This is a genomic window from Pseudomonas sp. 2822-15 (assembly GCF_002742515.1).
GTDB lineage: Bacteria > Pseudomonadota > Gammaproteobacteria > Pseudomonadales > Pseudomonadaceae > Aquipseudomonas > Aquipseudomonas salomonii.
Genome location: NZ_LJRY01000377.1, coordinates 209,008 through 225,458 on the forward strand (window position 1 = coordinate 209,008; position 16,451 = coordinate 225,458).

At 62.2% G+C, this 16,451-nt stretch carries 15 protein-coding genes and 1 pseudogene; 7 read left to right on the forward strand and 9 right to left on the reverse strand.

What is annotated here, in order from left to right:
• Positions 1–70: 70 nt before the first annotated feature.
• From AOA59_RS29950 to AOA59_RS29980, 7 genes are all read right to left on the reverse strand, one after another.
• Positions 71–925 carry an alpha/beta fold hydrolase gene (locus AOA59_RS29950; protein WP_099489972.1) on the reverse strand — a complete coding sequence of 285 codons (855 nt, stop codon included), beginning with the start codon at positions 923–925 and terminating at the stop codon, positions 71–73.
• The gene (locus tag AOA59_RS29955) at positions 922–1,725 is read right to left on the reverse strand and encodes an alpha/beta fold hydrolase (protein WP_099489973.1); all 804 of its coding nucleotides are present in this window, start codon (positions 1,723–1,725) and stop codon (positions 922–924) included. Before AOA59_RS29955 ends, AOA59_RS29950 begins: the two co-directional genes overlap by 4 nt.
• Before the next feature lie 97 nt (positions 1,726–1,822).
• Positions 1,823–2,266, reverse strand: a complete 444-nt coding sequence (locus AOA59_RS29960) for a hotdog fold thioesterase (protein ID WP_069788741.1) — start codon at positions 2,264–2,266, stop codon at positions 1,823–1,825.
• Positions 2,267–2,296: 30 nt separating this feature from the next.
• Entirely contained in the window at positions 2,297–3,946 is a 1,650-nt protein-coding gene (locus tag AOA59_RS29965; protein WP_099489974.1) for an AMP-binding protein, read from the reverse strand.
• A gap of 85 nt (positions 3,947–4,031) precedes the next feature.
• Positions 4,032–4,481 carry a phosphohistidine phosphatase SixA gene (sixA, locus tag AOA59_RS29970; protein ID WP_099489975.1) on the reverse strand — a complete coding sequence of 150 codons (450 nt, stop codon included), beginning with the start codon at positions 4,479–4,481 and terminating at the stop codon, positions 4,032–4,034.
• On the reverse strand, positions 4,478–4,825 hold the full coding sequence (locus AOA59_RS29975) for a DUF4389 domain-containing protein (protein ID WP_099489976.1): 348 nt from the start codon (positions 4,823–4,825) through the stop codon (positions 4,478–4,480). Before AOA59_RS29975 ends, sixA begins: the two co-directional genes overlap by 4 nt.
• An 11-nt stretch (positions 4,826–4,836) precedes the next feature.
• The gene (locus AOA59_RS29980) at positions 4,837–5,862 is read right to left on the reverse strand and encodes an NAD(P)H-dependent glycerol-3-phosphate dehydrogenase (RefSeq protein WP_056859718.1); all 1,026 of its coding nucleotides are present in this window, start codon (positions 5,860–5,862) and stop codon (positions 4,837–4,839) included.
• 193 nt (positions 5,863–6,055) lie between these two features.
• On the opposite strand from AOA59_RS29980, the gene AOA59_RS29985 reads away from it, so the two are divergent.
• The 5 genes from AOA59_RS29985 to fabB all read left to right on the forward strand — a co-directional run bounded on the left by AOA59_RS29985 (position 6,056) and on the right by fabB (position 13,002).
• On the forward strand, positions 6,056–8,176 hold the full coding sequence (locus AOA59_RS29985; protein ID WP_342356517.1) for a TonB-dependent siderophore receptor: 2,121 nt from the start codon (positions 6,056–6,058) through the stop codon (positions 8,174–8,176).
• 1 nt (position 8,177) lies between these two features.
• Positions 8,178–9,107, forward strand: coding sequence for an ABC transporter substrate-binding protein (locus tag AOA59_RS29990; RefSeq protein WP_099489977.1), 930 nt, complete (start codon positions 8,178–8,180; stop codon positions 9,105–9,107).
• Positions 9,104–11,005, forward strand: a complete 1,902-nt coding sequence (locus tag AOA59_RS29995) for an ATP-binding protein (RefSeq protein ID WP_056859721.1) — start codon at positions 9,104–9,106, stop codon at positions 11,003–11,005. The genes AOA59_RS29990 and AOA59_RS29995 overlap by 4 nt, the downstream gene beginning before the upstream one ends.
• Before the next feature lie 249 nt (positions 11,006–11,254).
• The gene (gene fabA, locus AOA59_RS30000; RefSeq protein ID WP_003210552.1) at positions 11,255–11,770 is read left to right on the forward strand and encodes a 3-hydroxyacyl-[acyl-carrier-protein] dehydratase FabA; all 516 of its coding nucleotides are present in this window, start codon (positions 11,255–11,257) and stop codon (positions 11,768–11,770) included.
• An 11-nt stretch (positions 11,771–11,781) separates the two neighbouring features.
• A complete protein-coding gene (gene fabB, locus AOA59_RS30005) occupies positions 11,782–13,002 on the forward strand; it encodes a beta-ketoacyl-ACP synthase I (RefSeq protein ID WP_012723103.1) in 1,221 nt (406 codons plus the stop codon).
• A gap of 176 nt (positions 13,003–13,178) precedes the next feature.
• Here fabB and AOA59_RS33725 read toward each other — a convergent pair whose 3' ends face one another.
• Both AOA59_RS33725 and AOA59_RS33730 read right to left on the reverse strand, forming a co-directional pair.
• Positions 13,179–14,042, reverse strand: coding sequence for a methyl-accepting chemotaxis protein (locus AOA59_RS33725; RefSeq protein WP_371919102.1), 864 nt, complete (start codon positions 14,040–14,042; stop codon positions 13,179–13,181).
• Positions 14,034–14,804, reverse strand: a pseudogene (locus tag AOA59_RS33730) (MCP four helix bundle domain-containing protein); the annotation flags it as partial. The gene AOA59_RS33725 and the pseudogene AOA59_RS33730, both read right to left, overlap by 9 nt.
• 205 nt (positions 14,805–15,009) lie before the next feature.
• Between AOA59_RS33730 and AOA59_RS30015 the strand changes: the two are divergent.
• Positions 15,010–15,426 (forward strand): OsmC family protein, encoded by a 417-nt coding sequence (locus AOA59_RS30015; protein ID WP_065929503.1) that lies wholly within the window; start codon positions 15,010–15,012, stop codon positions 15,424–15,426.
• Positions 15,427–15,490: 64 nt separating this feature from the next.
• A complete protein-coding gene (locus tag AOA59_RS30020; protein ID WP_099489978.1) occupies positions 15,491–16,357 on the forward strand; it encodes a pirin family protein in 867 nt (288 codons plus the stop codon).
• Positions 16,358–16,451 lie beyond the last annotated feature (94 nt).

Consider the following 16,451-nt stretch of genomic DNA (forward strand, 5'->3'; position numbering starts at 1 on the left):
AGCAGTGTTGAGTTCGTACATGGTTGACTCCCTTTCAATCCGCCCAGCCTCGGCAGTTGACCCCGCCAAGTCAAGGCGTGGAGAAGAACCGATTGAAACAGTCTGCAACAAGGATCGCGCCGGGCTCATCATTAAGGTGTAAATGATGGCCGCCCGGCAGCGTGCTCACCGTAAAAGGTAGCTGAGAAAGCAATTCGGAATGTTTCGCCAACAGGCCGTCAGCCGCGACGACCAACTGTGTAGGGCAACCCACACGCCGCACGAAAGCCATCGCCTGCTCATCGGTCAGGCGCATCGGCGATGCCAGGGTCAAGCGCGCGTCGGTGCGCCAGGTGTAGCCGCCCGGCACGGGCATCAAACCGCGCTGGGCCAGCAGTTCGGCGGCTTCACGGCTGACCGCCACTACGCCTTTCATGCGCGCTTGCACCGCGAGGTCCAAGGTGCTGTAGACCGGTTTGCGCTTGTCTTGCAACCTCAATTGCGCCTGCAACGCCATGCCGAGGCGCTCGGCAGCGTTCTCGCCAGCAGCGGTCGGCGGGATCACGCCGTCGATCAACCCCAGGTGAGTGACACGTTCCGGCAACGCCCCGGCCAGCACCATGGAAACGATGGCGCCCAGGGAATGGCCAAGTAATGCAAAACGTTTCCAGCCCAGTTGTTCAGCCACTTGCAGCACATCAAACACATAATCCCACAAGGCATAACCGGCCCCAACAGGCCGATGGGCCGAGTGCCCATGCCCGGCCATGTCCAGCGCAACGATGCGCAACCCCTCAAGCTTGGGCGCCAGCCGCGCAAAGCTGTTGGCGTTGTCCAGCCAGCCATGCAAAGCGATCACCGGCAGGCCGTCTTCAGGCCCGAACAGATGCGCGGCCAATTCGATATGCGGCAGGCTCAGGCGCACTTCTTCGACCGGGTTGCTCATGCGCAGCTGCGCTCGCGGGCTTGCCAGCGGGAAAACAGGTTCTTGATCAACGTCGCGGTGTCCTGGGGGCGTTCGAGGGGAAACATGTGGCCGCCGGGCATGGTGAGCATTTCGCCCATGGGCAGGCGGTCGACACCACTGGCATGGTGACGCATCACCACCCGGCTCTGGCGACCGCGCACCACCGCCAGCGGCACTTTCAGCTGGCGAACCTGGCCTGGGCTGGTGTGGGGCACGCCCCGGTAGATACTGATTTCGGTGGCCGGGTCAAAGCGCAAGCGCAGGCGATCGCCCACCTGTTGCAGGCCGTGTTGCAGGTACGCGTCAAAGCACTCCGGGTCGAAACCGCGAAACAGCGTTTTGCCGGCGAAATAGCTGCGTGCAGCTGCCAGGTCACTGAATTCTTCCCGTCGCCCCAAGGTGCGCCCCGCCGGCGTCAGACGGTCGATAAAACCAAAGCGCTTGGCGGCGCGAATCACCCAGCGGTCAGCGCGGGTCAACACCGGCGAATCGAGCATCACCACGCCACGGTACAGCTGCGGGCAGCGCATGGCGGCGTGCAAGTGCAGTACGCCGCCCAAGGAATGGCCCACGCCCCACACCGGTTCCGGTTGCTGTTCCAGGTGGTGGATCAGCTCGTCCACCAGGTTCTGCCAGTTGTCATCCACCGGAAACCTGGGGTCGTGACCGTGCTGCGGCAAATGCGCCACCGTGTATTCCGGGGCCAGGGCGGCAAACAACTTGCCGTACGTGGCCGAAGGAAAGCCATTGGCATGGGCAAAAAACACGTGCTGCGACATACAGGATCCATCTACGAGAACAGAAGTGAATTGTCACCAGCCTTTAACCGCACAGCAATGACCGTAACCGCCAGGAATGATGACACTCACGCCACGCCTATCGTGCCGGCGGCTTCTCGCCCAACGGCACCACGGCCATGGTCAGGCGCGACACGCAGCTGGCCTTGCCATCGTCGCTGGTCAAGCGAATGTCCCACACCTGCGTAGTACGGCCGATATGAATCGCCCGCGCCACCGCCGTCACCCGCCCGCTGCGCACACCACGCAAGTGGTTGGCGTTGACCTCAAGGCCCACGCAATAGAACTTGCTGGCATCAATGCACAGATAAGCCGCCATGGAACCGACGCTTTCGGCCAGCACCACCGACGCGCCACCGTGCAGCAGGCCGTACGGCTGGTGGGTGCGCTGGTCGACCACCATGCTCGCGGTCAGCGACTCGTCGTCGAAGCTTTCGAAACGGATATCCAGCAATTCACCGATGGTGTTTTTCTGGCTGGCGTTGAGTTGCTCGATATTCGGTTGGGTGCGCCACAAGCTCATGAAATCGTCCTTATTGGTTTTATTACGACCCTAATCCTGCCACACAATCGGCTCGCTGCGTTCGCTCCAGGCCGAAAATTGTGCGCCGTAAGTCGACTCGATCACGTTGCGTTTTATCTTCAAAGTCGGCGTCAGAAAGCCGTTCTCTACTGCCCAACTGTCTTTGACCACCACCAGTTGGCGCAACCGCTCGTGCTTGTCCAGCGCGCCGTTGACCTGTTCCAGCCAGCGTTCCAGGCTGCTGCGCAGCGCTTGCCGGTCCTGGCTGCCGGCCGACAACACGCACAGGCCCATCGGCGCCAGCAAGCCATCGCCGACCACGCACACCTGTTCGATGCGTGCATGTTCAGCCAAGCGGTTTTCGATCGGCGCCGGGGCCACGTACTTGCCCTTGCAGGTCTTGAAAATCTCCTTGAGCCGCCCGGTCAGGCGCAGGCGGCCGTCGGCATCCTGCTCGCCCTTGTCGCCGGTGCGCAGGAAGCCATCCTCGGTGAGGGTCTCAGCAGTTTTCTGCGGGTCCTTGAAGTAGCCGAGCATGGTCGCGCCGCTGCGCACCTGCACTTCGCCCATTGGGTCGATGCGCACCTCGACGCCAGGACATGGCAGGCCGATCCAGCCCAGCGTTTGCTGGCCAGGGCGGCATACATGGGAATAGCCGCAGCTTTCGGTCATGCCATACACCTCCAGCACGTCCAGGCCCAGGCGTTGATACCAGCGCAGCAAGGCTTCCGGCACCGGGGCGGCGCCGGACAGCGCGATGCGCAACGCGTCCAGGCCCAGCCCGGCCAACACTTTGTGGCCGACGCGCTTGCCGATAAAAGGCAGGCGCAACAGGGTATCGAGGCGTTTTTCCGGAATTTTGGCGTAGACGCCCATCTGGAACTTGGTCCAGATACGCGGGACGCCGAACAAGGCCGTGGGGCGCGCCCGGCGCAGGTCGGTCAGGAAGGTGTCGAGGCTTTCGGCGAAAAATACGGTTTGCCCGGTATAGATCGCCGCCAGCTCGACAAACATGCGCTCTGCCACGTGGCACAACGGCAGGTAGGACAGCAGCCGGTCGTCCTCGCCCAAGCCAAATATCTGCGTGCCGCGCGTGGCGGCAAACCCCAAGGCGCCGAAGGTTTGCATCACGCCTTTGGGCAAGCCGGTGGTGCCGGAGGTGTAAACAATGGTGGCCAGGCTCGCGGCCTCTGGCGAAGGGTTGTGCTGAATCGGTGAACTGGCTTGCAGGTCTGCCCAGCTGAAATCAAAGTCGCCGGCCGGGCACAACGGCAGGCTGATGGTCGGCAACCCGGCCGGGATGCCGGGCGCCATGGCGGGCCAGTCATCCAGCTTGCCGATCAACACCAGCGCCGCCTCCGAATGCGTGAGCACATGGTTGACGGAGTCCGCCGTGAGGTTGGGGTACAACGGCACCGACACATGCCCGGCCATCCAGATCGCCAGGTCGGCAATGATCCAGTGCGCGCAGTTTTTCGAGATCAGGGCAATGTGCGAGCCCTTGGGCAATGCCCGGGCGCGCAGCCAATGCGCGGCACATCGGGCCTGATGGCCGACATCGCCCCAGGTGAGCGTCTGCACCTCGCCACCGCCGATGGGTTGCACCAGAAAAGGTTTGCGCGGGTGTCGCGCTTCACGTTCGAAGAAGACCTGCAACGGCAAACGAAAAGCGACAGGCATGGGACGCGCTCCTTTGTGATCCGATGATAGTCAACCAAGCACTTGCTTGGTTGACTATATAGCACACAAAAAGAAGCGATCCAGCCTATGGGTTTTTTACGCTGACCAGGCTCATCAGCCCTGCCAGCGGGAAATCACCTTCCAGCTCCGCCAGGCTGGCGGTGTGCATCGGCTCTGGCTGGCGCGGGTGACCATGCTGCAAAAAGCTGATCAGGCTGCCCACCAAGGGTTGATGGCTGACCAGCAGCACGTTGTCATCGGTGTCGAGCTTTTCCAGCACTTGCAGCGGGTTGCCCTCAGGCGTCAACCACGGCACCGTGCGGACCTGCGGCTCGAAACCCAGCGCCTCACGCACCAACTGCGCGGTCTGCTGCGCCCGCACATAGGGGCTGGCGATAATGGCACTGATGGGCTGGCCAATCAGGTGCGCGGCACTGCGCAACACTTCGCCACGACCATGCTCGGTGAGGTTGCGCTCGGCGTCGGTGCGCGCATGCCCTTCGGCTTCACCGTGACGCAAAATCCATAGCTTCACAGCTTCGGCTCCTCATCACGCACCGGGTGCGGCGCCGGCGGCACGCTGTGGGCGGCTTCGCCTTCGGGTTCACGTGGGGTTGGCCAATCGGCGAACGGCCAGGGTTTTTGTTCAGTATGAAAGCTGCCGAAACGGCCGATCTGCGCCAGGAACTGGCTGAGGCTGTCGCCAACGTTCATCAGGCCCAGGTTCGGCGCGCCGTAGATCAGGCGATAAATCAACTGCACCACCACCAGCGCACCGAGCAGGAACTGCGCCACTTGCCACACCAGGGCAAACACCAGCATCCACAGGATACGCAGGAGGATGGACTCGTATTTTGGGCTGTCTTTCGGATCGTTCATGTGCGCGTTCCTCAGTTGAAACCACTGGTGGAAATAAAGTCGACGTCGGTTTTGGGCTCGGCGCGCATCAGCAGCTCGATCACCTGGTTCAAGGTGCGCCCTTCAAACAGGATCGCGTGCAGCCCGGCGACCAGCGGCATGTACACACCGACTTCCTGGGCCTTGGCCTTCAGCACCTTGAGGGTGTTGACGCCTTCGGCGACTTCGCCCAGGCGCGTAACCGCGTCTTCCAGGCTCAGGCCCTGGCCGAGGGCGAAACCGACCTGATAGTTGCGGCTTTTGGGCGACGAGCAGGTGACGATCAAGTCGCCTACGCCGGCCAGCCCGAGGAAGGTCATCGGGTTGGCGCCCTGGTTCACCGCAAAACGGGTCATTTCCGCCAGCGCACGGGTGATCAGCATGCTCTTGGTGTTCTCGCCCATGCCCAGGGCCACGGCCATGCCGGCGATGATCGCGTAGACGTTTTTCAGCGCCCCGCCCAGCTCGACGCCGAAGCGGTCGCCACTGGCGTAGACGCGAAAGGTACGGCCATGCAGCACAGCCTGGACACGTTCGCACAGTGCCTCGTCTTCGCTGGCCACCACCGTGGCGGTCAGCGCGTGCTCGGCGACTTCCCGCGCCAGGTTCGGCCCGGACAGCACGCCGATGCGCGCCTGCGGGGCGATCTCGGCGAGGATTTCGCTCATCAGCTTGAAGGTCTGCGCCTCAATGCCTTTGGTCAGGCTGACCAGCAGCTTGCCGGCCAGACGCTCAGCGTGGGGTGCCAACACCGAGCGCAAGGCGCTGGAAGGCAGCGCGACGAAGCACAGGTCACAGTCGGTCAGCGTAGCCAACAGGTCGGTGACCGGCTCCACTGCCGGATGAATCTTGATGCCTTTAAGGTAACGGGGGTTTTCCCGATGCACGCGGATGGCCTCGGCCTGCTCGGGATCGCGCATCCACTGGCGCACCGCGTGGCCGTTCTCAGCCAGCAGGTTAGCCACGGCGGTACCAAAACTTCCGCCTCCCAGGACCGCAATAGGGCGCTGTTCAGTCATATGCAATCCGTTAATCCTTACATGGCGATGGCGGCATTATACGGGGCGACCCGCTTGCGGCCAGCCCCCGCGTCAATTCGTGCGCTTGTCGGAAAATGCCACACTTGTGTGAAGTAATTGCAAGTCCCACGACTGGCAAATGGCCCCACCTCAGTTAACATGGGCGGCTATCCGTAATTATCAAGGCCGTGCCGTGTATCTGGGCCCTCCTCCTCGCTCATCGCTGTTGCTGATGTTGCTGTGCAGCACCCCTGCGCTGGCTGATGACCTGTTTCTCGACAGCCAGCCGCTGCCGCAAGTGTTGACCGCCACACGCCTCAAGCAATCGGCCGCGGCCGTGCCCGGCAGCATGACGGTGATCGACAGCGAGCTGATCAAGGCCAGCGGCGCACGCGACATCGCCGAGCTGCTGCGGCTGGTGCCGGGTATGATGGTCGGCTACACCAGCGGCAACCAGGCCGCGGTGAACTACCACGGCACCAGCGCCAGCGACGCGCGGCGCATGCAGGTGTTGATCGACGGGCGCTCGGTGTACCGCGCGGGCCTTGCCACCGTGGACTGGAGCGACATCCCGGTGGCCATGGAAGATATCGAGCGCATCGAGGTGTTCCGTGGCCCCAACACCGTCAGCTACGGCGCCAACGCGCTGATGGCGGTGGTCAATATCCTCACGCGCTCACCGGCCAACAGCCACGGCTCGCGGATTAAAGTCATCCGTGGCCAGCGCGGCATTAACGACTATTACGCCAGCCAGGGCGTGGGTTGGGAAACCGGTGACTTGCGCCTGTCCTTGTCCGGTCAGCAGGACGATGGCTTTGACAGCGATGCCGTCGGCGCCGACCGCCGTGACAGCCGCCGCCTCAACCGCTTCAGCCTGGCGGTGAGCCAGACCCTGAACGCGCAACAGAGCCTCGACTGGCAATTTGACGCTAAGGAAGGCACCAACCAGCGTCCTTATACCTACACGCCGGTATTTGCCGGGATTACCGAAGGCGGCACCAATTCCGATGCCGTCGCCAAGGACTATGCCGGGTCGTTGCGCTGGAACGTCGACTTCAACCCCGAGCACAGCCTGTACATTCAGGGCTCGGCCCAGCAATGGGACCGACAGCAGGTCTGGAAAGCCTGTGATGCCAAGGTCTCGTTCAGCCCGGAGCTGACGCGGTTGTGGCAACTGAACCCCAACTATGCCGAACAACTGGCCCGGCACATGAACAGTTACAAACCAGACAGCTTACCGCCTGGCAGCAGCACTGAGCAGGGCCTGGCCAAGCAAGTCCTGGAACAGTGGCGCGACGGCGCCAACCAGAGCGTCTGCGGTGATATCGACCAGAGCACCCGCGAAAGCCGCTACGACTTGGAGATCCAGGACACCCTGAGCCTGTCCGACAGCCTGCGCCTGGTCAGCGGCATGAACTACCGTTACGACCGCGCCGACTCCGACACCTACTTCAACGGCACCCTTGACGACACCACCTGGCGCTTGTTCGGCCACCTGGAATGGCGCGCCAGCGAGCACTGGCTGCTGCAAGGCGGCGCCATGTACGAAGACACCCACCTGAGCGGCAACTCGCTGACGCCGCGGGTGGCGGTCAACTACCTGATCAACCCGCGCCACGGCCTGCGGGCGGTGTACTCCGAAGCGATTCGCTCGCCCGACATGTTCGAGAACAACGTCAACTGGAGCTACCGCGTCACCAACTTGAGCTCCCCGACCTACGGGCAGAACTCCGGGCAATATTTTGTGGTGACGCGGGGCCCCGGCAACCTCGATAAAGAGTTGATGCGTTCACGAGAGCTGGGCTACAACGGCTTCTTTGCCGACTTCGGGTTGAATGTCGACGTGAAACTGTTCTACGACGAAATCACCGAGATGATCAGCTCACCGCTGCGCAACAACCAATACATTGCCAGCAACGCTAACAGCGCACGGTTCACCGGCGCCGAATCGCAGTTCGACTGGCGCATGAGCAATACCGACCGCCTGCGCCTGACCTATGCTTACGTCGACGCCGCATCCAGCAACCCGCTGGACAAGGCGCAAACCGCGCGCAACAGCGGCTCGGCCGGTTGGCTGCGTGAGTGGGGCCACGGCTGGTCCAGTGCGCTGTTCTACTATGGCGACGATGCGCTCAACCAATATCGCTTCGAACGGGTCGACCTGCGGGTGGCCAAGCGCATTGCCCTGGGCAAAGCCAATGTGGAGCTGGCCGGCATGTTGCAACAACGCCTCGATAACCAGCCCACCACCTGGGCCGATAACAACTACGACAGTCGCCATGTCCTCTATTTCAGCGCGGAGCTGGAATTCTGACATGAGCGCTCAGTCACGGATGACCCCCTTCTTTATCTTTCGGCTCTGGCGCCGTGCCTTGCTGCTGGTGTGCCTGCTGCTGACCGCGCCGGCGTGGAGCGCCGATATCCTGTTGACCGCCGCCGAAGACGGTGCCGGCGTTCAGGCATTTACCCAAGCCCTGGCCCGGCAGCGCCCCGAAGACCAGGTGAGCTTTGTCCCGCTCAAAGACTTGCCCGCGCCGAGCCGGTTGCCGCCCGCCACCCGCCTGATCCTGCTAGACCTGCCCGGCCTCGACTGGCGCCTGCAGGATGACCAGGGCCCGCCGACCCTGGTGTTGCGTATCAGCCGCCTGCAGGCACGCCAGCGCCTGGGCACCACCCACCCGGCAAAAATCAGCCTGTTGTGGAGCGACCCGCCGCTGGCGCGCCAACTCAAGCTGATCGCCAACATCCTGCCGCAGGCCCGACGCATCGGTGTGCTCTATGGCAGCGACAGTGAGTTCCTGCTGCCGGAGCTGCGCGAGTACGCAGCGCCCATGGGCCTGCAAATCGTGCCGCAACGCTGGGACAACATCAGCGACAGCCGCCCGCTGCAAAACCTGCTCAAGAACAGTGACGTGCTGCTCGGCCTCGACGACCCGCAGTTGTACAACCCGAAAACCGTGAAGAACCTGTTGCTCAGCAGCTATGCCCAGCAACTGCCGCTGGTGGGCCCCAACGCCGGGTTCGTCAAGGCCGGCAGCCTGGCCAGCACCTACAGCGACCAGGCCGACTGGCTGGATGTACTCGACCGGCTGCTGGATCATCCGCCCGCCAACTGGCCACGCAGCCTGTACCCGCAACACTTCAAAGTCGTGGGCAACCCGCAAGTCGCGCGCTCACTGGGGATCGAACAGGTGGACGAAGCCACCGTCGCCGCCCGCCTGGCCGAAGGAGAAAAACGCCCATGACCTTGCGTCGTCGCTGGGACATCAACACCCGCACCCAGCTCATCACCCTGGGCCCGGCGCTGTTGCTGACCCTGCTGTTGATCAGCTTCTTTACCTTCGTGCGTATCCAGGACTTGCGCCAGGAGCTCGACCACACCGGCCAGTTGATCGCCAACCAACTGGCCCCGGCCACCGAGTACGGGGTGATTTCAGGCAACAACGATGTGCTCGAAAGCCTGCTGCGTGCCACGCTGGCCACCCCGCATGTGCGCTTTCTGGAGATTCAGGACAGCACCGAGAACATCCTGGTGTATGTCGAGCAACCCTCGGAGAAACACGACCGTTCGCTGTCGGTGAAAGTGTTCCAGGCCCCCATCCGCTTGCAGCATATCCAGCTGGGCAACGACTTTTTCCAGGACAACCTCAACGAACCCAAGGCGCCGCGTGCCGATTACCTGGGCCGGGTGATCGTCGGCATGTCCAACGACGCCTTCAGCCAGCGCCAGCAGGAGATTCTGTTCAAGGCCGGCATCCTCGCACTGTTCGCCCTGCTGTTTACCTTCCTGCTCGCCCGGCGCCTGGCCGCCAGCCTGTCGCAGCCGATCAGCGCCATGGGCCACGCGGTAAAAGCCATCCAGCAAGGCGACTACAAGACACCGCTGCCGATTGTCGATGACTCGGAGCTGGGCGACTTGTCGCGACACATCAACAACCTCGCCGAAGGCCTTAACCAGGCCAGCCGCGAACAGCAGCAGGCCATGGCCCAGTTGATCCAGACCCGCGAAGAGGCCGAACGGGCCAACAACGCCAAGTCGGACTTCCTGGCGATGATGAGCCACGAGCTGCGAACGCCCATGAACGGCGTGCTGGGCATGCTGCAACTGTTGGAAACCACCGAGATGACCGAGGAGCAGACCGAATACGCGGCGCTGGCGTCGGAGTCCACCGAGCACCTGCTTAAAGTCATCAACGACATCCTCGACTTCTCACGCATCGAACGCGCCGCGCTGGAGCTGGAACATATCCCCTTCAACCTCGCCGACCTGATCAACAGTTGTGCCCAGGCCTTCCAGCACAGCGCACAGCAGCGCGGGTTGAGCCTGGAGTTGCCGATTCCGCCGGGCATGGACGCCTTGCGCGTGCAGGGTGACCCGACCCGTATCCGCCAAATCCTGGTGAACCTGATCGGTAACGCGCTCAAATTCACCGAGCACGGCAGCGTCACCGTCGAGCCCCATTGGCAAACCCTCGACCATGAACTGGTGTGGTTCACCTGCACGGTGCGCGACAGTGGCATCGGGATTTCCGCCGAACGCCTGGAACTGATGTTCGATGCGTTCCAGCAGGCTGACAGTTCCATTTCCAGACGTTACGGCGGCACCGGCCTGGGCTTGCCCATTGCGCGCACGCTGGCCGAACGTATGGGCGGCACGCTGCGCGCGCAAAGCCAGGAAGGCCGTGGCTCGGTGTTTACTCTGGAAATCCCGCTGGCCATCGACCAGCACAGCCTGCCGGCGATCGCCCTGGACGCCGAGGGCAAGGCCAGCGCGGGTGATGGCCGCCATGTGTTGCTGGTGGAGGACAACCCGGTCAATCGCACCGTGGTCGAAGCCATGTTGCGCAGCCTGGGGTTTGAAGTGAGCCTGGCCATCGATGGCGCCGAGGCGATCCGCAGTGCCGAGAGCCTGATTTTTACCGCGATCCTGATGGATTGCCGCCTGCCGTTGATCGACGGCTACGAAGCCACCCGCCGGATTCGCCAACTGCCCGGCTGCGCCGACCTGCCGATTATCGCGCTGACGGCCAACGCCTTGCAGGGTGATCGCGAAGCCTGTCTGGCAGCCGGAATGAACGATTACCTGGCCAAGCCGTTCAAACGCACGGATTTGCAGCAAATACTGCAGCGCTGGGTGCAATAGCGCGGCGCCATCAGCCAACTCCGACTGGCGTGAAAGACGAAAGTGCGGCAGTCTTAGGCACCCAAACGGGCCGATAAACAGGCTCGGTTTAAAATTTCAGTGAACAAGTGTACATTGAGTACCTTGACGCTGTGACTTTCACTACAACGCAATAGTCTATGTTTAGGCTGCCGATATGAGGCATGAACGCTTCATTCGGTCCGGGAAGATTTACCCTGCCCTGCCGCATGGGATTATTGAGGAGCTCGCATGACCAAACAAAACGCCTTTACTCGGGAAGACCTGCTGCGCTGCAGTCGCGGTGAGCTGTTCGGCCCAGGTAACGCGCAACTGCCCGCCCCGAACATGCTGATGGTGGATCGCATCACCCATATCAGCGAAGAGGGTGGCAAGTACGGCAAAGGTGAATTGGTCGCCGAGCTGGATATCACCCCTGATCTGTGGTTCTTCGCCTGCCATTTCGAAGGCGACCCTGTGATGCCGGGCTGCCTGGGCCTTGATGCCATGTGGCAACTGGTCGGTTTCTACCTGGGCTGGCAAGGCCTGCCAGGTCGCGGTCGTGCCCTGGGTTCGGGCGAAGTGAAGTTCTTTGGCCAGGTCCTGCCGACCGCCAAGAAAGTCACCTACAACATTCAAATCAAGCGCGTCCTCAAGGGCAAGCTGAACCTCGCTATCGCCGACGGTTCGGTGACTGTCGACGGTCGCGAGATCTATACTGCCGAAGGCCTTCGGGTCGGCGTATTCACTTCCACTGACAACTTTTAAGGGTTATCCGCATGCGCCGCGTCGTTATCACTGGTCTGGGTATTGTTTCTTGCCTGGGCAATGACAAAGAGACCGTCACCGCTAACCTGCGTGCAAGTCGCCCTGGCATCCGCTTCAACCCGGAATATGCCGAAATGGGTCTGCGTAGCCAGGTTTCCGGCTCCATCGACCTGCCCCTCGAAGAACTGATTGATCGCAAGATCTATCGCTTCGTCGGCCACGCTGCCGCCTACGCCTACCTGGCCATGAAAGACGCCATCGCCGACTCAGGCCTGAGCGAAGACCAGGTTTCGAACGTACGCACCGGCCTGATCGCCGGCTCCGGCGGCGCATCAACCCTCAACCAGATGGAAGCGCTGGACATCCTGCGCGAAAAAGGCGTAAAGCGCGTTGGCCCGTACCGTGTCACACGGACCATGGGCAGCACCGTTTCGGCCTGCCTGGCCACGCCGTTCGCCATCAAGGGCGTGAACTACTCGATCTCCTCCGCGTGCGCCACCAGTGCTCATTGCATCGGTACTGCGGTCGAGCAGATCCAGTTGGGCAAGCAGGACATCGTCTTCGCCGGCGGCGGCGAAGAAGAACATTGGAGCCAGTCGTTCCTGTTCGACGCCATGGGCGCGCTGTCCACCCAGTACAACGAAACCCCGGAAAAGGCCTCCCGCGCCTACGACGCCAAGCGTGACGGTTTCGTCATCGCCGGCGGTGGCGGCATGGTAGTGGTCGAGGAGCTGGAACACGCTCTGGCCCGTGGCGCAAAAATCTACGCGGAAATCGTCGGCTACGGCGCTACGTCCGACGGCTACGACATGGTTGCGCCAAGCGGCGAAGGCGCCATCCGTTGCATGCAGATGGCCATGTCCACCGTGGACACCCCAATCGACTACCTGAACACCCACGGCACTTCGACTCCGGTCGGCGATGCCAAGGAAATGGAAGGTGTGCGTGCGGTATTCGGCGACAAGGCACCGGCCATCAGCTCCACCAAGAGCCTGTCGGGTCACTCCCTGGGCGCCGCCGGCGTTCACGAAGCGATCTACTGCCTGCTGATGATGGAAGGCAACTTCATGGCCGGCTCGGCCAACATCGACGAGATCGACCCGGTCGTCGCCGACATGCCGATCCTGACCAAGACCGTTGAAAACGCCAAGATCGACACCGTGATGAGCAACAGCTTCGGCTTCGGTGGCACCAACGCCACCCTGGTACTGAAACGCTGGCAGGGCAAGTAAGCCCCGCAGGTTGATCACCTGAAAAAGCCCCGACTGGTTCGGGGCTTTTTTGTGGGCAATGGAATGAGTCCGAGTCGCCTTCATCGCAGGCAAGCCAGCTCCCACATTTGACGGTGTTCGCCATTCAACATGTGGGAGCTGGCTTGCCTGCAATAGCGTCACCCAGGTCTCAAGCCCTACACCGAAAACCGCGCCACCATGGTATTCAGGTCCACCGCCAACCGCGACAACTCCTGGCTCGCCGCACTGGTCTGGTTAGCCCCGGTCGACGTCTGATGCGCCAGATCGCGAATGTTCATCAAATTGCGATCCACCTCCCGCGCCACCGCCGCCTGCTGCTCCGACGCGCTGGCAATCACCAGGTTGCGCTCGTTGATCAAGGTAAAGGCCGACGCAATCTCCTCCAACGCCGTGCCCGCCGACTTGGCGATATCCAGGGTAGAGCGCGCCCGGGTGTTGCTCTGCTGCATCGAACTGACGGCCTGATCAGTGCCTTGCTGGATCCCGCTGATCATCAACTCGATTTCCTGGGTCGACTGCTGCGTGCGATGGGCCAAGGCCCGCACCTCATCGGCCACCACCGCAAAGCCACGCCCGGCATCGCCTGCGCGCGCCGCCTCAATCGCGGCATTCAACGCCAGCAAGTTGGTCTGTTCGGCAATCGAGCGAATCACATCCAGCACCTTGCTGATGCCATAGACCTTCTGCGCCAGGTCCTCGACCTGAGTGGCGTTGGAGGTGACGTCATCGGCCAGCGCTTCAATCGACACCACGGTCTGATGCACCTGCTCGCGCCCACGCTGGGCAATGCGGTCAGACTCGCGGGACGCCTGGGACGTGGCCACCGCATTGCTCGCCACCTCCTCCACCGCGGCGGTCATCTGGTTGACCGCCGTGGCCGCCTGTTCGATTTCCTGGTTCTGCTGGTGCAAGCCACGGGTCGCATCTTCAGTCACACAGCTGAGCTCTTCAGAAGCCGAAGCCAGTTGGTTCGAAGACTCGGCAATCCGTCGGATGGTGTCGCGCAGGTTCGCCTGCATGCCCTTGAGCGCCTGCTGCAAGCGCGCGGGCTCATCGTTGCCGGTTACGTTGATCTCACCGGTGAGGTCGCCGCCCGCCACGCCCTGGGCGACCTTCAGCGACTGCGCCAACGGCAGCACGATGCTGCGGGTCAGCCAGACCGCCAGGCCGATGGTGATCAATGCGGTAAGCACTATCATGCCGACCACCCACGTGCGCGATTGCGTGAATACGCTCTGCGCCAGGTTCGCGGCCTGGTTGGCACTGGCCTTGTTCAAGGTCACCAGGTGATGCAAGGTCGCGGCCAACTCATCGGCCAGTTGATTCATCTCACCGTTGACGATCCTGATCGCATCTTCCAGCTGATTGGCCTTGGAAAACCCCATCACCTGCTCCTGGCGCTGCAGGTATTGCTGCTCCTGGGCCTTGAAGCGATCAAACAGCGCACGCTCTTCGGGCAGTACGATCAGCCCTTCGTAGAGCGTCTGCGCCCGGTGCAGGCCGTTTTTCAGGTCAGTGAGTTTCTGCTCGTTCTGCGCCAGCGCCTGCGGGTCACGGTTGACCAGCAAACGCAGGGTGAGCGCACGCACCCGCAGCAGGTCCTGGGCCATCTCCCCCACCGCCATCACGCTGGGCAACCAATTGTTCTCTACCTGATCGGACTGTTGGCGCATATTGGCCATTTGCAGCAGGGCGAAACCGCCCAGGGCAAACACCATCAATGCCAGCACGCCAAAGCCCAAACCGGCGCGCGGGGCGATATTCAAACTACGGATACTCATGCCTGGATTCCTTCCGAATGCGCTGCATCCACCTGCAGCAGGTCTCCTGAAAGGTATCGGCCCGTTGTCCCGTTTGCGTAAGACGAAAACGCGATATCAACGCCCATTGCAATCGCGCGAGCTGCCATTGCAAAAAACGCGGAACACTGAAGTGCCAGCATGCTCTATAACTGCATGACCTTTTCCTGCCCTCGTGAGGTTTGCCATGCCTGTTACCGTCAATACCCTGAACCACGATAACTTTCGCCACAGCGTGAACATCGACAACCACGAGCTGTTCACCGACCTGCCCAAAAGCCTGGGCGGTAGCGACTCGGCACCCTCGCCCCACGACTATTTCGACGCCGCCCTGGCCTCGTGCAAGGCGCTGACCGTGAAGCTCTACGCCCAGAAAAAAGACATCCCGCTTACCGGCGTCACCGTGGAAGTCACCCACGACAGCGCCGAGGAACAAAAAGGCAAGTACAAGCTCAACGTCAAGCTGACGCTCAAAGGTGTACTCACCGACGAGCAGCGCGACATCCTGCATCACGTGGCCGATCGCTGCCCGGTACACAAGCTGATGACCACTGCCGAAGTCATCATCGAGACCAAACTGTCCGAAGGTGCCTTCAGCCAGTAGCGCCAACCTCCCGTCGAGCGGGTTATGCTCAGTAGCACCTAACCCGCTCAGACAGGGACGCCCCATGACCACCCTCACCGTGATCCGCCCGCGCGCCGAAGACGTCGAAGGCCAGCCGATCCTGCGCCCGCTGCCGTCACGCGAATGCCGCAGCGTCGGGCCTTTTGTGTTTTTCGACCACATGTTGCCGACCCGCTATGCGCCCGGCACCGGCATGAATATTCGCCAGCACCCGCATATCGGGCTATCCACCCTCACTTATCTGTTCGAAGGCGCCTTGCAGCACAAGGACAGCCTGGGCTCGGACCAGGTAGTGCAAGCCGGTGACGTGAGTTGGATGACCGCCGGCAGCGCAATTGCACACGTCGAACGCACGCCCGATGCCATCAAGGCCAGCGGCTTCAGCCTGCATGGCCTGCAAGTGTGGCTGGCCTCGCCCAAAGACCACGAAACCGGTCCGGGCCACTACAGCCATCATCCGGCGGCGAGCCTGCCGGTGAGCGACAACCTGGGCGTGCAGATCCGCCTGATCGCAGGCTCGGGCTTCTGCCTTAAATCGCCGGTGCCGGTGCTGTCACCCACGCTGTATGCCGAAGTGCAGATGCAGACGGCCACCACCTTGCGGATCCCGGATGAGCATGAAGAACGGGCGGTGTATGTGCTGGACGGCGATGCGCAGTTGGACGGTGAGGCCGTCGAGGCGCATAGCCTGGTGGTGTTGCCGAGCGGGCAGGCAATGACCTTGTTTGCTCAAAGCGATTGCCACGTGGTGGTATTCGGCGGCGCGCCGCTGGATGGGCCACGGCGGATCAACTGGAATTTTGTCGCGAGCGATCCGGCGGTGATTGAACAGGCCAGACAGCGTTGGGCGGCTGGGGATTGGCCGACGGTGCCGGGTGAGTCTGAAAGGATTGAGTTGCCGGTGAGATGATCGTTCCCACGCTCTGCGTGGGAATGCAGCCCGTGACGCTCCGCTTCACCAAGAGCGGACGCTGAGCGTCCAGCGAGGCGTTCCCACGCAGAGC

Excerpts from the sequence above, each read along its gene's own strand:
- AOA59_RS29950 (WP_099489972.1), bottom strand. The coding sequence starts at position 925 with ATGAGCAACCCGGTCGAAGAAGTGCGCCTGAGCCTGCCGCATATCGAA.
- AOA59_RS29955 (WP_099489973.1), bottom strand. The coding sequence starts at position 1,725 with ATGTCGCAGCACGTGTTTTTTGCCCATGCCAATGGCTTTCCTTCGGCC.
- AOA59_RS29960 (WP_069788741.1), bottom strand. The coding sequence starts at position 2,266 with ATGAGCTTGTGGCGCACCCAACCGAATATCGAGCAACTCAACGCCAGC.
- AOA59_RS29965 (WP_099489974.1), bottom strand. The coding sequence starts at position 3,946 with ATGCCTGTCGCTTTTCGTTTGCCGTTGCAGGTCTTCTTCGAACGTGAA.
- AOA59_RS29975 (WP_099489976.1), bottom strand. The coding sequence starts at position 4,825 with ATGAACGATCCGAAAGACAGCCCAAAATACGAGTCCATCCTCCTGCGT.
- AOA59_RS29980 (WP_056859718.1), bottom strand. The coding sequence starts at position 5,862 with ATGACTGAACAGCGCCCTATTGCGGTCCTGGGAGGCGGAAGTTTTGGT.
- AOA59_RS29990 (WP_099489977.1), top strand. The coding sequence starts at position 8,178 with ATGAGCGCTCAGTCACGGATGACCCCCTTCTTTATCTTTCGGCTCTGG.
- AOA59_RS29995 (WP_056859721.1), top strand. The coding sequence starts at position 9,104 with ATGACCTTGCGTCGTCGCTGGGACATCAACACCCGCACCCAGCTCATC.
- fabA (WP_003210552.1), top strand. The coding sequence starts at position 11,255 with ATGACCAAACAAAACGCCTTTACTCGGGAAGACCTGCTGCGCTGCAGT.
- fabB (WP_012723103.1), top strand. The coding sequence starts at position 11,782 with ATGCGCCGCGTCGTTATCACTGGTCTGGGTATTGTTTCTTGCCTGGGC.
- AOA59_RS33725 (WP_371919102.1), bottom strand. The coding sequence starts at position 14,042 with ATGCAGGCGAACCTGCGCGACACCATCCGACGGATTGCCGAGTCTTCG.
- AOA59_RS30015 (WP_065929503.1), top strand. The coding sequence starts at position 15,010 with ATGCCTGTTACCGTCAATACCCTGAACCACGATAACTTTCGCCACAGC.
- AOA59_RS30020 (WP_099489978.1), top strand. The coding sequence starts at position 15,491 with ATGACCACCCTCACCGTGATCCGCCCGCGCGCCGAAGACGTCGAAGGC.